This is a genomic window from Rhodovulum viride (assembly GCF_003265965.1).
In the GTDB taxonomy this organism is placed as follows: domain Bacteria; phylum Pseudomonadota; class Alphaproteobacteria; order Rhodobacterales; family Rhodobacteraceae; genus Rhodovulum; species Rhodovulum kholense.
Genome location: NZ_MUAV01000001.1, coordinates 97,153 through 112,923, shown reverse-complemented (window position 1 = coordinate 112,923; position 15,771 = coordinate 97,153). Strand labels below are relative to the sequence as shown.

Sequence of the window (15,771 nt, the reverse complement as noted above, 5' to 3'; positions counted from 1 at the left end):
TTCCTCTGCCACGACCTTCTGGCGTTCAAAGCTGGAAATCCGCTTCTCATAGGCCGCGATCACGGTCGGGTTGCTCGCCTCCATGATCCGGTCGAGCAGCCCCTCGACGTCCTTCTCGATGCTCGCGATTTCCCGTTTCAGGGCCGCGCGGCTCTCGCCGCTTTGTGAGAGACGCTGATTCCAGGCATCGGCAAACATGTCCTTGGCGATCTGGAACAGGCCGCGGCGCGGCTGGACGGATTGCAGCACGTCCTCGAAGTCTCCATGAAGCTGATCGCGCCGGATCGATTTCCGGTAGCTCTCGCAGCCCTTCGTCTTGCACATGTAATAGGGATGCTTCTGTCCGGTCTTGGATTTGGACCAGCAGGCGGTCAGGGGCTTGTCGCAATCATCGCAGAGGATGAAACCGCGTAGCGGGAAATCGGCGTTGATGTCCGTGCGGGCCGGAGCCTTCGCCCCGCCGCGCAGGCGCTCCTGAATCCGCTCGAAGGTCTGGAACGAGATCAGCCCCTCATGATGCCCCTTGCGTAGCGAGACGCCCCAGGAGGGCGCTTCGACATAGCCCGCATAGGTCGGGTTGGTCAGAATATCGGCAATCCGCTGATTGCGGATCGTGCCGTCCGGCAGGTCCTTGGGATAGAGCGGCTGGCTCTCAAGAAAGCGCTTCACCTCCACCTGCGTCTCGAAGCGACCGCTGGCATAGCCTTCCAGCGCTTCGGTGAGGATCGAGGCAATCGGTTCATCGCGCACCAGTACCTTGCCTTCGCCGCGCCGGGCCTCATAGCGAAGCCCGCGCGGCGGGGTGTTCCAGACGTAATAGCCTTTCTCGACGCGCGCCTTCATCTTCTGGATCGTCTGGCGGCGGTTCTGCTCGCGCTCCAGTTCGCCCTGCGCGGCCATGATCGTCTCGACGAAGGTGCCTTCCGGCGTATCCTCGAAGCGGAAGTTCAGGCACTCGACGCTAGCGCCCCGCGCCTTGAATTCCTGCCGCAGCTTGATGTGGAAGACGGTATCGCAGGCGAAGCGCTTCAGGTCGTCGAAGATGACGACGAAATTCTTCGAGGGTTGCGCGTCGATATAGCTGAGAAGGGCCACCATGCCGGGGCGCTTCATAAAATCCCCGCCGCCCGAGACATCATCGGGGAAGACCGCCTCGACGGTGTAGCCCCGGCTCTCAGCATATTCCCGGCACCGGTGCTCCTGGCTCTCAAGGCCGAAGCCTTCGGCCTTCTGTTTGGCCGAGGACACCCGGCAGTAAATCACTGCCGGTTGGGCTGGCTGCTGACTGGCGCGTTCAAGGGCTTCTTTCATTGGACTCATCCTCCGCCGTCCGGAGGACAGCGTCTTCAAATCGTTCTTTTGCGCGATGCGAGCAGTCTAGCACATCGCGGGACTCTGCGCGCGTTTCCGCGCCGTTCTGCCGGAGTTTTCCACAGGCAAGCTGCGCGGGATGGACGCCGAAGCCGAGATCGACGAAGGTGACGACGATCTGCCAGAGCCGGTCCAGAACCTCGTCCTTCTGCGCCTCCGTGAGAGCGGAGTCGTCGAGGAAATGGCGGTATTTTTCCACATCGAGCACGACAGCCGGTTTCCCGTCTGGCTCATATGTCTCGAAAAACTGCATTCCATCCAACATCTCGAATTCCTCTGCCTGCACTCCCGGTGCGGCAACAAAAAAGCGGACCTCGCGCTGAGCGCGACGTGTCCGCTTGTCATCTTGTTTCATTATACACCTCTTTGCGCGAACATTCCAAGAACTTCATGTGCTGCGCCGCATCAGGATCGGCGGTTTTCCGGCAATCAGAACGAGTTGGCTGCCTTCCTCGCGGGCCAGAAGTCCCTGCAATTCATCCGCCAGCAGCAGCGGGCTGCGGCTCGTCTGGCGGTTCCAGCTCTCAGTCGTCGAGGTGCCGGTGCCCGAGGAGACGGGATCGGCGAGAAGCCCCAGCGGTCCCGTCATGATGCCCGCTTCGCCGCGCGCCGCCATCAGGCTTTGCATCTGTGCATGCGCGCTCGCATCGCTGGTCGAGGCGCTGGAGGCGGTCGCGATGTTGTGCGTGGTCTGGGTGATCTCGCACTCCCCAAGCTTCTTCGAGAGATAGTCCAGCGTGGTCTGGTCGTTGTTGCCGAAGGCCTGAATGCATCCGGCATTGCCGATGAAGGTCTCCCACCCTTCGCGGTAGTGGCGCTGGAGCTGGGTCAGGTCCTGGATAACGATCAGCAGCTTGAGGCCGAAGCCCGCCGCATAGCCTGCGGCCTGTTCGATCACCGGCATGTGGCCGAGCACCGGGAACTCTTCGAGCAGGACGAGGACCGGATGCCCGGTCGCGGGCGGCTCCTCGATGGCGTAGATGCGCTCGACCAGCATGCCCATCATCAGGCGCAGGAAGCGCCCGCAATCATGCATGCGCTGCGGTGGCAGGCAGAGATAGAGCGTGACGCCATTTGAATCGGTCTTCACGGTGTCGAGGTCGAAGCTCGACGAGGCCAAGGCCCGGCGCATCGGACGCCGCCCGAGGAACTCCATGGACCGGCGCGCCGTCGAAAGCACCGAGCCGCGTTCGCGGTCGCCCATCGTCAGCAGGGATTCCGCCGCCCCGGCGACGACACCGTCAAAGGCCTCGGAGCGCCGCATCATCTCCAGCAAGTAGAGGAACGGTGTGAGGCTGTCCGCGTCCGAAATCTCTGCCGCATTGCGCTTCTGTTCGAGCGGCGCGCCCGCCATCAGGTAGTCGCGCACCGTCACAAGGTTGCGGCTCGCCTTGCCGTGATGGGTCTCGGCGACAAACAGCACCAGCCCTTGCACGAACATCCGCGCACTGTCGTCGAAATGCTCATTTTCGGGATTGGCCCGCACGATCATCATGTCGGCCAGGCTCGCTGCGACATCGACGGCCTGCTCGTCGTCATTGTCCACCAGATCGAGCGCGTTGAAGGTTGCCCACCTCTCGGGCGGCAGCTTCGAGACGTTGTAGGGGTCCATGACATGGCAGGTCTGGCCGAGCCCGCCCTCTTCGAGCGGCGCGCTACGATGCGCCAGCGTCGCGGTGGTCAGTTCGCCTTTGGGGTCGGTCGCCGCCACGCTGCCGGGATAGCGTTTCAGGTTGGGGGAGAGCACGGTCCGGGTTTTCCCGGCGCGGCTGCCCCCGACCATCAGATGATGGCGATCATCGCGCAGACCAATCTCCAGACTGTCCGTCTCGGACAGCGCGTCGATTTCTTCCTGCAGGGTATCGATCTCGGCGGCGCGGAGGTCGGGATCGCGCGCGGTGTCACAGGCAATCGCCTCCTGCCGCGCCCGCAAATCGTCGATTTCATCGGTAGCGGCGTCAGAGGGTACCGGCAGCGTACCGAGATAAAGATCACCCGGCTCATAGGCCAACTCGGCAATCTCTTCGGGGGTCGCCCAGCGGCCTGTGGCCAGGGGGCTGTCGCCTCCCTGACCCTCAGTGCCGCGCGGCAGATCGCGATATCCGGCCATGGCGCTACCGGTACATCAGCTCGGAATTACGGATTTGCCGCAGCGCGTTCTGGTAGTGCGTATCGGCGGCCATCATGCAGGCGGCCCCGAGTTGGTATTCGAACGCGCCCGTCATCGAGCAGAGCCCCTTCCAGGTCGCATAGTTGGCCTGCAGTTCGGCCATCCGCTGGGCAATGGCCTGTTGCTGGGTGAGTTCCAGTTCCTTGCGGTTCACCTCGTCGAACAGTGCCCCGTGAAACTGCGCCGCCGCTTCGCCCGCCAGCCGGAAGGGCTTGAGATGCGCGGGCAGGCCGAGTTGCCCGGCCACCACGAGCGCCCCGATCCAGAGGATCAGACGGTTGCGGTCGAGCGGTTGACGCGGCATCCGCTGCGGCTCGATCCGCTGCAGGACGGGCGGCTTGGGGGTGGAGGTCACCCGGCGGGCCGGGGGCTTGGCGGTCGGTTTTTTCGTCCTGGTCATGGTCAGGGTCCTTTCGTGTTCAGGATTTCGGGTTGGTGGGAGGGCGGCGGCGCTGGGGCCGCTTCGCGGCGCGTTCCTGCTGTTCGAGCCGGACGCGCAGATCGATGAAGGTGTAGAGCCAGAGAGTCATCGGCAGGATCAGTTCACAGACCGCGACCAGCAGCGCTACGGGCAGGAAATGCGGGATGAATCGCAGGGTATCGGCCACGCCGGTTTCCATTGGAAAGGCAGGCGGCGGGGTCATGCCGGAGGTCCGCACCGGGGAGGCCGCCGAGACAAGCTGCGACCCGTAGGAGGCCAGCAGGCGATCCTGCGGCGTGGAACTGCCCCGTTGCATGAGCTGCGCCCCGAACCCGGCCAGCATGCCGGACGGCGCGTCGTCCTCGACCACGCTCAGAAGCGATGCGGCCTCGCGGGTGATTGCCTGCGCCTGCAGACGCCGCTCGGACGCCGAGAGCGATCCATCGGACAGAACGCCGCGCATCGCGCCTTGCAGCCCCCCGAGCTGTGCAAGCGCATCCGCCTTCGCGGCCTCCGCGCCGCTGAGCTGTGCGGCAATCGCCTCGGCGCTGCCATAGGTCCCGGAGAGGTTACGAAAGGCCGGACCTTTGCCGCCATGGCCGACACCGCTCACGCAGGAACTGGTCGCTTCACAGGCGACCTTCGCAGCGAGATCGCTGAGAATGGCCTGCAGGGTCGCGCCGCCGCTATTTGTCCCTTGTACGGCGCTGACCCGTTGGTCCAGCCAGGCGGAATATTCCGCGTTGTAGTCCTGAAGCCGGAGCCGGTCCGTCTCGTTCTTGACGAAGCCAGCATAGGTTGCAGCGAAGAATCCCGCCCCGACCGCCAGCACGGAAACAGTGCTGGTCAGAGCCGCATATATAGAGCCAATGGCCGCCTGAAACGCACCCTTCTCCAGTGCGAAGCGGTTGACCGTATAGGCCGTGAACGTCGCGGCGGCTCCGATCACGCCGCACTTGAGATAGTCGATCAGGCCGTCCGCGCCGATCAGATCGGGCACCGCAAGGGTCAGAAGGCCTCCCGATGCCCCGGCAATAACCGGCAGCAGGAGCTTCGAGTGCGGTGGCAGGGGTTTCTTCTGGAGCCGCTCCAGCGGCGGCTGTGCGTCCTGTTTGCGCCTGGTCATGTGCATCCTCGCTTGAAAATTCGGACGGGGTCGGGGCCGAGGATGGTGACAGAGCGAGGCAGATTCCCGATCATTTCCCCATCGGACCGATGGAAACGGGGCTCGTGGAATGATCGGACTCAGCGTGCCGGAACTCAGGCGCAAACTTCAGCTCCTGGTCGAAACCGGGCAGTTCGCAAGCCGCGCGGAGATCGCGGCGGCGCTTGGGCGGAGCGAGATCACGTTGCGCGGCTGGGTCAATGGCAGCAGTGGCACGCCGCCCGATACCGTTCCGTCCAGGACCGAGAAGGCCTTCCGAGGCCTCTACGCGCGGGCGCTGCCCGACCTTTCAGAGGATCGGGTGCGGGAACTGCTTCTTGGTCCAGCCGACGATCTGGAAAACCTGCTGCGGGCCGCACCTGACCGGTCGCTTCGCGACCTCCTCGTGCGCGAAGCGGACCGGGCAAGCGCCGCGCTGTTTCTCGATGAGTCCGGTTCACTCTCTCTGGTGCGCCGGGCGCGTCGGGAAAAGGGGACGCCCCAATTTCATGTGGAAATAGGGCAGGCCTTCCGCATCGAGTTTTCGACGAGATCACGCGCTGTTTTTGCGCTCGCGCTGCAGGCTGCTCCCGGCGGCTGGGGTGTCGTGCCCTGCACATTCGACCGCGACCGGTTGCGCATCCATCTGCCGGGCGCGGAGGAAAACGGCGAGGTGTCCTTCCTGATCGAGGACAACGAGATTGGCCGCCATCTGTTTATTGCCGCGCAGGCGCCGAGCGCGTTTCCTGCTGAATTGCTCCTCGCAGGCCGGGACGGCATTCCGCCCGACCGCACGCTGCTCGCCCATTTCCAGCGTCATTTTGAGGCGCAGGAAAAATCTGCGCGCCGCCTCTTCGCGGTCGAGATCGAATTTACCGAAAAGGGCGTGTCATGACTTCGGGTCGATATAGAGCGACTCATCTTCGTCGCGCGGCCATAACCCTGCGCCGTCAAAAGCGTATTCGACAATGTCCGGTTGCAGCGTGTCAAAGAAATCGCTGAGCCGGTCCGCTTCTTCCATGAGTTTTGTGTTCTCCCCGCTGTCGAGAAGTGTCCGCAAGAGATCGATCTCAGGATAAAGCGCTTCGAAAAGGCTGAGGACAGACAGCGCTCCTGCAAAGACCTCCATCCAGAAATCTCCGGACGGATTGGCACGGGACCAGCTTCTGCTCATGAAGGTCGCCATGACAATCATCCGCAGGAGCGGTCTGGGATAATCCGGGGCACGGCTTCCAAGGGTCCGTTCTTCCGCCTCGATGGAGACGAAAAACAGCGTCAGGCCGAGCAGGGTTTCGATCAGACTTTCCGTTGAGGTCCCGACGCGCCAGCGGATCAGGAATTCCGGAGGATCGAAGGCAAGATGGGCCACCATCCTGGCCGCAAAGATATCGGCATCGAATTCCAGATAGCGGACCTCATCGGAACGGATCGGTGCTTTTGTCTGGCGCAGGGAGCGTTCATTCACCTCTGCCGCGCCGTAGCGGGCGCGCTGCCAGTCGAGATGCCCGCGCGCAATATGAAAGAATTCGTGGGCGAAGATGCCGAGGAGCGCCTTCTGGAAAAAGCTTTCCCAGGCCCCGTGATGGTCCTCAGGCAGGTGCTGCGAACTGAGATCGAGACGGTGCTTGAACGCCGCGCGCCAGTCATCCCCGCCCGCGTCGAGCGCCAGCGGCGGATATGGGGCCTCCTCGAAGTCGCGCGCGACATGCGCGGCGAGTGTCGCGGCAACCCCATCCAGCCATATGATCATCCCGAGCGTGAACTCGATGCCATACCGGCTCTCGCCCTCTTCCAGACAAGCACGCGCATTGACGACCGGCTCCTCGCTCACTCGGACCTCCAGCGTCCGACCGGACGGGAAGTCGAAGGCGTCTTCCAGATGGCGCGCAAGCTGATGCAGGAGGTCGAACGTGCGGTCCAGCAGGCGCTCCAGCCGCTCACAGTGGAGCCCGAACAAAGCCTGCTTGCCGAATCCGCTCAACCGGTCATTCTCCTCCGCAGTGTTCCTGCCCGTCGCAGAGTGTAGGCCAGCCTGGCGACGGGGTTCGAACTTTTTCCCGTTGGGCCTCTGAGGCCCCCGGAATCCAGCGATAGCGTGAAACGCAAGATGTGTGTTGTACTACAACACCATCTTGGCAAGGGGACCCGCTGCGCGTCCCCGTTGCATCCCCCCGGCCATGGCTCTTCCAGGGTATCGAACCCCTTCAGAGCCACCAACCGTCTCGCCGCTTGACCACGAGCAGGGCCTTGGAGACGTCCCTCTCCACCCTGCACCCAAACCATGGATCAGGGGCGTATCACCGCCCCTTGAAACCCACTCGCAAGGGAGACTTCGCTCTCCCCTGCACCCCATCGACTTGGGCGGCGTTCCTGCCCCCAAGACCCCTGACCACTTCATGGAGACGACTTCATCGAGACCGAAGGAAGGGAGCTTTCGCGCTGCCCTTCCTTGGAACCATCCCATCGACCAAAGTGCGTGTCACACCCCCTGGAACCCCGACCAACCCTGCGCGGATTGGATGCCGCCAGCGCATCGCCGCTGGACCCGATCGGGGGTCTAAGCCCCTGAACCCCACATGAAACCGTTTGGCCGCCTGTATGACCAACCAGGTAACACATGAGCAGCCCTGATACTCCCGTGACCGGGACGAAACGCTTGCTTCTCCCCCCTTGTAGTCGCCGAGAGCGCATGGGAGCCCTCCACACCCTCTTGCATCTCAGAGAACGCGCAGGCCGGATGCGTTCGTTCAGAACAGCACATGATGCGCTTGAGCGAATGGACTACACCATATATCGTAGGGTTGGATAATCGAAAAAAGCAAAGATTGACCTGTGCCCAAAACAATAGCGAATGATGACACTGTAAGATCGTCACGTGACGGACATACCTTTCACGAACGCTGGACGGCGCGCCGTGCTTTGCAACTCGTCTTCCCGAAAGACGACCTCTGCGCAATCGCCGTTGAGGGCCTGTCGGTTGAGGAATCTACAGAGATGAGTTCGTCAGCTGACGAAATCGCCGATCTTGTCTTGTACTACGGAAACGGAGCCACATTCGAGTCATGCTCTCGTCTCGAAACAATCCAGTTCAAATACAGAGCGAGCCCCGGCCTAGAAACGTCTTCCTACCTAAGAAAGACCATCGAGAAATTCTGCGACACAATACTCGACTATCGACAAAGCTTCTCAGACGACACCGTTGATGCGAAGTTGTCGTTCTGCTTCGTGACGAACACCGAATTTTCCGACCATTTGAAGCTCGGGATCGAAGGCCTTAAGAAGAATGTTGTTCCAGAGACGCTGCAGGCAAAAAAGCAGTACAAAAACCTGAGGGCATGGTGTGAAGCCAAAGGCGTGGATGCCCAATACCTCTTAGCCCGCACATCCTTCCAAGCCGAAACCCAAAGTCTCCCATCGCAGGTTCAAGCTCTTCAACGGACGGTCGCTGATTGGTCAGCTGGGCCAGACTATCTGGCCAGGAATCGCTTGTTTGGCTTGACTGAACGTGTGCGCGAAAAGGCCGGACTATCGGGTCAAAACAACAATCTGATTAAGCGAGAGGATGTTCTCGATGCACTTGCGTGCCATGAAGAGGACCTTTTTCCCGCCGATACTCAGTTTATTGATGTAAAAGACGTTATTGATAGAGATGCGGTTTCCCAGGTCGTCGATTTGATCGACCGTGCAATGAATCCAGTTTTTGTACATGCGGCAGGGGGTGTTGGGAAGACTGTTTTTGTTCAAAGCCTCGCCGCGAAAGCGAGCGAAAACTATGAAGCCGTGGTGTTTGATTGCTTTGGAGGTGGCTCCTACAGGATCGAAAGCCACGCTCGCCACCTCCCGAGCGTTGGCCTGATCCAAATTGTAAATGAGTTCGCAAAGCGTGGTCACTGTGATCCCCTGTTACCATATGACGCCGATCATGTCGGACTGATCAAGGCGGCCCTAAGAAGACTGACCCAATGCGCGGAGACAATCCCACAGCGTTCTTTGAAACGGGGTGTACTCATCATCATCGACGCGGCCGACAATGCTCAGGTTGAAGCAGACCTCCGGAAGCAACAGGCCTTTCCAAGGCTTCTTCTTGAAGCACTGAGCGCCTCTCCGATACCGGGCGTGAAGCTGTTACTTACTGCCCGCTCACATCGTATGGAAGATGTAATTGGCCGAAACCAAGTTGAGCGCTTCGCCTTAGGTCCATTTTCTGAGTCTGAGTCAAAGGAGTTTCTAAGGACGCGCAAGGCGAATGCGACGCCCATAGAAATCCAGACTGCGATCACACGGTCACGAGGTAATGCCCGCGTGTTGGAGCATCTTGTCGACAGCTGGGAATTGAACGTTCGTGGAATGGCAGGCGAGCAGGAAATAACTGCCGAGAAATTGATCGCGCAGAAGTGCGACAGAATTTTTGCCGACCTTCACGTAAAGGGCTGGCCAGACAAAGAAATCCGTGAGTTCTTTGCAGCGATTTCACTGCTCCCTCCCCCTGTTCCGTTGGAAGAATTGGCCAATGCACTCGGCTGGCCTCTCTCTCAGGTCGATAGTGCGGCTTCTGATCTTGCCCCAATGCTTGAAGTCCAGATACAAGGAGCAATTTTTCGAGATGAACCAACCGAAACTTATATTCATGATACCTACTCGACGGACACCCAGTCCCAGCAGGCCATTGCTGAGCGCCTGTCGGTGCGTCAATCCCAATCCTTGTATGCAGCCGAGGCTCTGCCAAACTTCCTCGTTGCCATCAATGACAGCGACAGGGCTTTTCTGCTCGCGGGCTCTTCGGCATATCCGACGAGTGTTCAATCCGCCTATGGCCGACGTCGCTTGAGACAGGCAAGGCTATTTGCCGCGTTCAGATTGGCCGTGACGGCGGCAGACAATGATCGCGTCCTCCGACTGATCATGAAGCTTGTTGAGGTAGCGTCCGCGAATGCCAAAGGTGACCACTTCATAAGGCTTTCTCCTTCACTTGCTGTCCTTCTCGGTGACCGCGACGTTTCCAGGCGTCTATTCAACGACCGTACAGGGTGGCACGGCGCTCGAAACGCGAGATTGACCGTGTCCCATATCTTTCAAGGAGAGATAGAAGAGGCAGCAATTCACGCAAATAGAACAGGGGGCTGGATAAGATGGTATTTAGACAACCGTTCCGACGACGAGCGCTACAATCGCTCCGGGCCTAGGGCACGCGACTTTAGCGCAGTATTGATGCACATGCTCGTGTCCGGTAAGTTTGAGCTCGTTTCAAGAAATCTGTCGACGCTTGGTCCGCGCTTTGCCTTCTCCGTTGTCAAGGACCTAATCGGACAAGTTCATCAATTCGATCTTTCCAGCAATGGTGGTCTTCTGAATAGGATTGCTGCATTTGCGGGCAGTAAGAACTGTAGATCGATTGCATTACAGCTTAGCTTGCTCTCGCAGGGGCGCTGCTTGCAGCCGGATGAATATCGCAGGATAGCCAGGGCCTCAAGTTCGACCGCGGCGGATAATCCGAAACTCAATGATACAGGTCGCGACTACGACCACACTCGCTCTCTTGAGAACGAGGTAGGCTCTGCTGCCCTCGTTGCGCTTCTTTTTAACTCACGACAGTCTGCCACCCGGATTCTCGCAACCGCACCCACCGCACGGCCTAGGCACTTTGACTATGGCGAAAGGCATGGACCATCACGCATCTGGACGCCCGTTCTCTTCTCCTATCTGAGTGCGTGGACCAAAGGGACTTCGGCAACCTACTATCACCTCGCACCGAGCGAAGTTGGTCAAACAGCGGCCCTACGGGGGGTGTCATCACGTAAAGAGTTTCGTGACTACCTCGCCGGACTAAAGGTGTATCGGACGCCAAGAAACTCTCGCAGAAGTGTCAAGAAACAATGGGAACGGCAATATTCTGAACGTGAGTGCGATGGAATCGCAGACGGGGTGGACCTCGCTTTGGCGCTTTCTCGTCCCCTTGAGGCGGCGGTGCTTGAGAAGAAGCCCATAGATCGTACACTTTTGCATGACTTTGTTGTGGTTTGGAAGGCAAGCATTCGGACCGGTATTCATTGGAGGTCCGAGGAAGCTAGTGATATCCTAGTTAGGGCTATTGGTGTAGAGCTTGCAAAGGTCTTGCTCCGGCTTTCGAGTTATGTTGACGTCGAAGATGCAAATACGATTGTAGAGATAATTTCTGGCCCACGGTTCTCAATATCTGAACGTCTGGAAGTACTTGATTTGCTGTCACGCCGGGACAATCTCGGCGACGTCGCGGGAAGTTTCGCAGAGACGCTTTCCGCGCAAATAAATGCAGATGAGTCGATTGAGCAACGCGGAGAAAACGACGTCAAACTTGCTGAGGTTGCGCTCCAGCTTGGGCGCGATGAAGCCAAAGAGTACTACAAGATTGGGTTGTCCCAGTTAGACCAGATGGGCGGAGACGACTATGATCTTGTCTACTCGATATTGCGATATGCGGAGGTACAGCACGGAGGCTTCTTGAAGCCGGAGTTGGGCCAGCGGCTTATGAACCTCTGTCAGATCATCTGTTACCAGGAGCCCAGCAAATTTGGTTGGACATTGTTCGGCAGTGCCGCCGCCAGATCGATCGGCTTCTCGGCCATCAACAAGCTGATCCGCTGGGGAGATCAGGACGTTGCGGACTTTTCGTATGGTCTGCCCCAACTTGCTTGTTTCCTGGCAAGTAACGGCTCGCTCGACCCCCGGCGCGCAGCTGTCCTCCTAACGGTCTGTGACGACCATGGCTGGCACGAGTGGCAGGTTGCGAGAGGCTTGTCAGACGCTCTGCGGGCATCCCAAACCGAACAACGCGCTCCCATTTCCCATGTAGTCGTACGCAAACTTCTTGAGGAGCATTGGGGCGGAGGCTGGTCGTCGGGATGGAAAGCCCTCATCGACGTAGAGGACGAGTTTCCGGGCGCCCTCAGCGAGGAAGTGCTGTCTGATCTCAAACGAATGGCGGAGATATCTGAACACCTGCGCCGCAAAGAGGACCAAGCTCGCAGCTACCAAAGTGCCTCCGAGCCCTTGCACCGCCGGGAAGAAGATTTCAATGCACATGTAGTGGACTACCGATTTGCGAAAATCGTACAGACTTGCGATGTGAGCTCGGCTTCGTCAATCGATGAGTCGCTCGGTCAAATAGAAGAAGACAAGTCATTTTCGTACGGAGCCAAGAGAGAGTTTGTTGAGAGACTGCGCGAGACGTGTCTTGACTCTGAGTCACGCATCAGTTTCACCTATGCGCTTTGCGAGGTTCATCAACTTCGGATTGACGACATCGTCGACCACATTATTAAGAATTGCGAATCGTGGCGATCATCTTCGATATTTTTAGCTAACAATGCTCGCCTATTCATTGAGCGATTGTTTGAGCATAGGGGTTCAGAAATCTTCGACCTTAAATATTCAGGCATCTCTCGAACTATTTCTCGGTTGGCAGCGCTAACAGGTGACCGGCGACTGATCATTGGCCTGGTCCTATCCGCCATTGCAAACGAAGGGGTAGAGCTGAGCGGCGATGAGTGGCTTGAAGTGGCAGCAAGCATCTGCGCCACCACTTCTCCCGAAGCAGCGCTCGGTTCACTTGAGGACCTTCTTGCGGGGCCGGCCGCTAAGATTGGCGATGATATTGGAGAAGGCGCATTCCAAGAGCGAATGCTCCCGGCAAAAACCGAGCAAGGGGTGATGGCCGACGCGCTCTGGCACCTTCTTGGCCATCCTGATGCTTTTATCAGATGGTCCACGGCGCGTGCTGTGGCGTCTCTTGCTGAGCTAAGTCTCCTGGACGATCTATGTGAGCTTTTGGCGCGGTTTGACTGCAGGGAGGTCAAGAGCCTGAAATCCGAAAACGAGTACCTTGCATTCCAAAATTCTCAACTTTGGCTTCTCATGGGGCTATCTCGTGCGGCCCTCATGCAAAAAGACCGCATTGCCGTTCTGAAGCCCAAGCTTGTAGAGCTATCTTCTCGCGATGATCTACATGCGATCCACAAGCTTCACATAGCGCGTTGTCTCAGGAACCTCAGTGAGGAGGCTGATCCGAATGCCTCCCTCATGCCTCTTTGGGAGGAAATCAACATTCCTCCCCACGGATGTACTGAACGAGGTGAGTGGCCCGGAGAAGGCCCCGAAAAATCCGACTTCTCGTTCGAGTACGACTTCGACAAATACCAGATCGCGGGGCTGGCGCGGTTGTTTGGCATCTCACAGAACGAAGCGCAGGACGCGCTTGGCCGCGAGATCATGCTGCGGTGGCCCGAAGTCACCAGCATGGACCAAGCTCCAGGACATGATCGATTCCGCAGGGATCGACATGACCGGACCGAGACATTCCGCGAGCATATGCAAATGCACGCTCTTTTGCAGGCAGCAACGTCGTTGCTCAAGACAAAGCCTATCGTGCGTGCGAGCTACGACTCGCCACTCTCTTGCCCTTGGGTTGAATGGCTGAGTGAGCATGATATCCACTTTGAGGAAGGATCGTGGCTTGCCGACCGCAAAGACGGAGCGCCAATACAGGCGTTTGAGTCTCTCTTGGGACCCAGGATCGATAGAAAGGAAACCCTTCAGGGCGCGGAAACCCTTCTTACGAGAATTGGTCTGCTCCGCGCTGTACCTTCTCAGTGGGTGCCAATCTATGGCCATTGGAAATCGAGAGATGGCGTATATGTACGAATAGTATCAACACTCACAAAAAACCGTGGCGCAGTAAAAAGCACCGAGGCATTCGTAAAACAAGAGGACCATGATCTTTGGATGCCGATGCTAGAATCGGACGGGTACGCAAGCGATCACAGAAAGAAACCGCCATTCGATGCGTGGATTTGGGAGCGAGAGGCCTATCCAATCGGCATCGATGAAGGAGACGAGCTAGCCACAAGAGGTGCAGCAAACCGCCCGCGTCTCGGGAGGTTGGTCGCGAACGAGCTTTGTCTTAAAGCGGACGACGCTTGCTCAACGTGGTTTACCGAAAGTGGCCAAGCGTGCATGAGAAGTCAGGTTTGGGGTGGGTGGCAGCCTGATCGTGAAGGCGGACAGTTTCAGAATGAAGGCGCAATTCTATGGGCCTCACCTCTGTGGCTTGACGCGTCACTTTCAAAGCTTGGAATGGCGCTCGCCTACAGTATCAATTTCAGCAAGTCGCCTTCTTATAAGGATTATGATGACGAAACTGGCGTTCGCGCTGTTTACGTTGGACTGAGATTGATGAGTGGCAATTTCAGATATTGGCATGCGAAGAAAGCGTCACGGAGAATATACTGAATCTTTTTGTTCACCATGTCTTTCTAAAATCCCACCCATGATGAACCGCCTGATCTCGTCTGTTTGCCAAGGAAACAAACGAATTCAAACTCCGGATTAGGGCGAACTAATCCGATGAGAGCACCCCTTCGGGTCGGGCTGTCGTGAACCGAGCCCTCGCCATAGCCTTCGGCGACGGCGGGTCTCGGCCTGTGGGCTTCCATCCCTTGCGCATTTCAGAACACGGCCAGCCCTGACGGGCTGACGCCTGAATTCCGTTGTTTTGGGGCCTGCGGCCCCCTGGCTGTCAAGACCAGGCCCTCGGCATAGGCCTCGGGCGTGCCCGGCGGTGTCCCCAGCCTTCCTCCCTTCATGTGCATTCCGGTCGTGCAGGCCGGGTGATCCCCCTCCGCCGGTCCCGGTCTGGACAGCCGTCCCCCCGCTCATTGGCGCGGGCCTAGTCCCGGTTGCATGCGCAACCGGCAATTCAGGAAAGGAAAAAGCCAATGAAACAGGATATTTATCAGAAAGTCACCGACAAGATCATCGCCGATCTGGAGAAGGGCGAACTCACATGGCTGAAGCCATGGTCCGCCGGGAACATGGAAGGGCGGATCGTGCGGCCCCTGCGCCATAACGGGGTGCCCTATAACGGAATCAACGTGCTGATGCTCTGGGGGGCCGCCGTTGAGGCAGGCTTTCTCTCCCCGCACTGGATGACCTTTAAACAGGCGAAAGAGATGGGTGCGCATGTGCGCAAGGGCGAGCGCGGCAATCTGGTCGTCTATGCCAGCACCATCACCAGAACCGAGGAACAGGAGGGCGGCGAGGAAGAGGAGCGGCAAATCCCCTTCATGAAGGGCTATACCGTCTTCAACGTCGAACAGATCGAAGGGCTGCCCGAGCACTATTACGCCAAGCCCGAGCCGTTGATCGACCCTGCGCAGCGGATAGCGCATGCAGAGGCGTTCTTTGCCGCCACCGGCGCCGACATTCGTCATGGCGGAAACAGCGCCCACTACAGCGGCGGCTCCGATCATGTGCAGATGCCGGTGTTCGAATCTTTCCACAGCCCCGAAGCCTATTACGCCACCCTGGCCCATGAGTTGACCCATTGGACGAAGCACAAGGACCGGCTGGACCGGGATTTCGGGCGCAAGCGCTGGGGCGATGAAGGCTACGCGCGCGAGGAACTGGTTGCCGAGCTGGGCGCGGCGTTTCTCTGCGCCGATCTGGCCCTGACCCCTGAGCCGGGCGAGGACCATGCCGCCTATATCCAGAACTGGCTGAAGGTGCTGAAGGAGGACAAGCGGGCAATCTTCTCCGCTGCCGCCCATGCGCAGCGCGCGACCGACTACCTGCACGGCCTGCAAACCAACACCGAACAGCACAAGGAAGGGGTCGCCGCGTAAGCGGCGGTCT

General features: G+C 58.9%; 8 protein-coding genes and 1 pseudogene. 3 read left to right on the top strand and 6 right to left on the bottom strand.

The window, feature by feature from the left end:
* Positions 1-255: 255 nt before the first annotated feature.
* The 5 genes and pseudogenes from BYZ73_RS24090 to BYZ73_RS00490 form a co-directional block, all read right to left on the bottom strand.
* Positions 256-1,311, bottom strand: a pseudogene (locus tag BYZ73_RS24090) (recombinase family protein); the annotation flags it as partial.
* Positions 1,295-1,726 (bottom strand): hypothetical protein, encoded by a 432-nt coding sequence (locus BYZ73_RS00505; RefSeq protein WP_112314480.1) that lies wholly within the window; start codon positions 1,724-1,726, stop codon positions 1,295-1,297. The pseudogene BYZ73_RS24090 and the gene BYZ73_RS00505, both read right to left, overlap by 17 nt.
* A 33-nt stretch (positions 1,727-1,759) precedes the next feature.
* Positions 1,760-3,481, bottom strand: coding sequence for a type IV secretory system conjugative DNA transfer family protein (locus BYZ73_RS00500; RefSeq protein ID WP_112314479.1), 1,722 nt, complete (start codon positions 3,479-3,481; stop codon positions 1,760-1,762).
* A 4-nt stretch (positions 3,482-3,485) separates the two neighbouring features.
* Positions 3,486-3,941, bottom strand: a complete 456-nt coding sequence (locus BYZ73_RS00495) for a hypothetical protein (RefSeq protein ID WP_112314478.1) — start codon at positions 3,939-3,941, stop codon at positions 3,486-3,488.
* A 19-nt stretch (positions 3,942-3,960) separates the two neighbouring features.
* Positions 3,961-5,094, bottom strand: a complete 1,134-nt coding sequence (locus BYZ73_RS00490) for a hypothetical protein (RefSeq protein WP_220086774.1) — start codon at positions 5,092-5,094, stop codon at positions 3,961-3,963.
* Between the two features lie 103 nt (positions 5,095-5,197).
* Here BYZ73_RS00490 and BYZ73_RS00485 point away from each other — a divergent pair, with 103 nt between their 5' ends.
* Positions 5,198-6,001 carry a hypothetical protein gene (locus tag BYZ73_RS00485; protein ID WP_112314476.1) on the top strand — a complete coding sequence of 268 codons (804 nt, stop codon included), beginning with the start codon at positions 5,198-5,200 and terminating at the stop codon, positions 5,999-6,001.
* Here BYZ73_RS00485 and BYZ73_RS00480 read toward each other — a convergent pair.
* Positions 5,996-7,087 (bottom strand): hypothetical protein, encoded by a 1,092-nt coding sequence (locus tag BYZ73_RS00480; protein WP_112314475.1) that lies wholly within the window; start codon positions 7,085-7,087, stop codon positions 5,996-5,998. The two genes, BYZ73_RS00485 and BYZ73_RS00480, sit on opposite strands and share 6 nt — an antisense overlap.
* 851 nt (positions 7,088-7,938) lie before the next feature.
* Between BYZ73_RS00480 and BYZ73_RS00475 the strand changes: the two genes are divergently transcribed.
* Positions 7,939-14,370: an NACHT domain-containing protein gene (locus tag BYZ73_RS00475; protein WP_146746239.1), complete on the top strand. Its 6,432-nt coding sequence runs from the start codon at positions 7,939-7,941 to the stop codon at positions 14,368-14,370.
* A 485-nt stretch (positions 14,371-14,855) separates the two neighbouring features.
* The gene (locus BYZ73_RS00470; protein ID WP_112314474.1) at positions 14,856-15,761 is read left to right on the top strand and encodes an ArdC family protein; all 906 of its coding nucleotides are present in this window, start codon (positions 14,856-14,858) and stop codon (positions 15,759-15,761) included.
* Positions 15,762-15,771 lie beyond the last annotated feature (10 nt).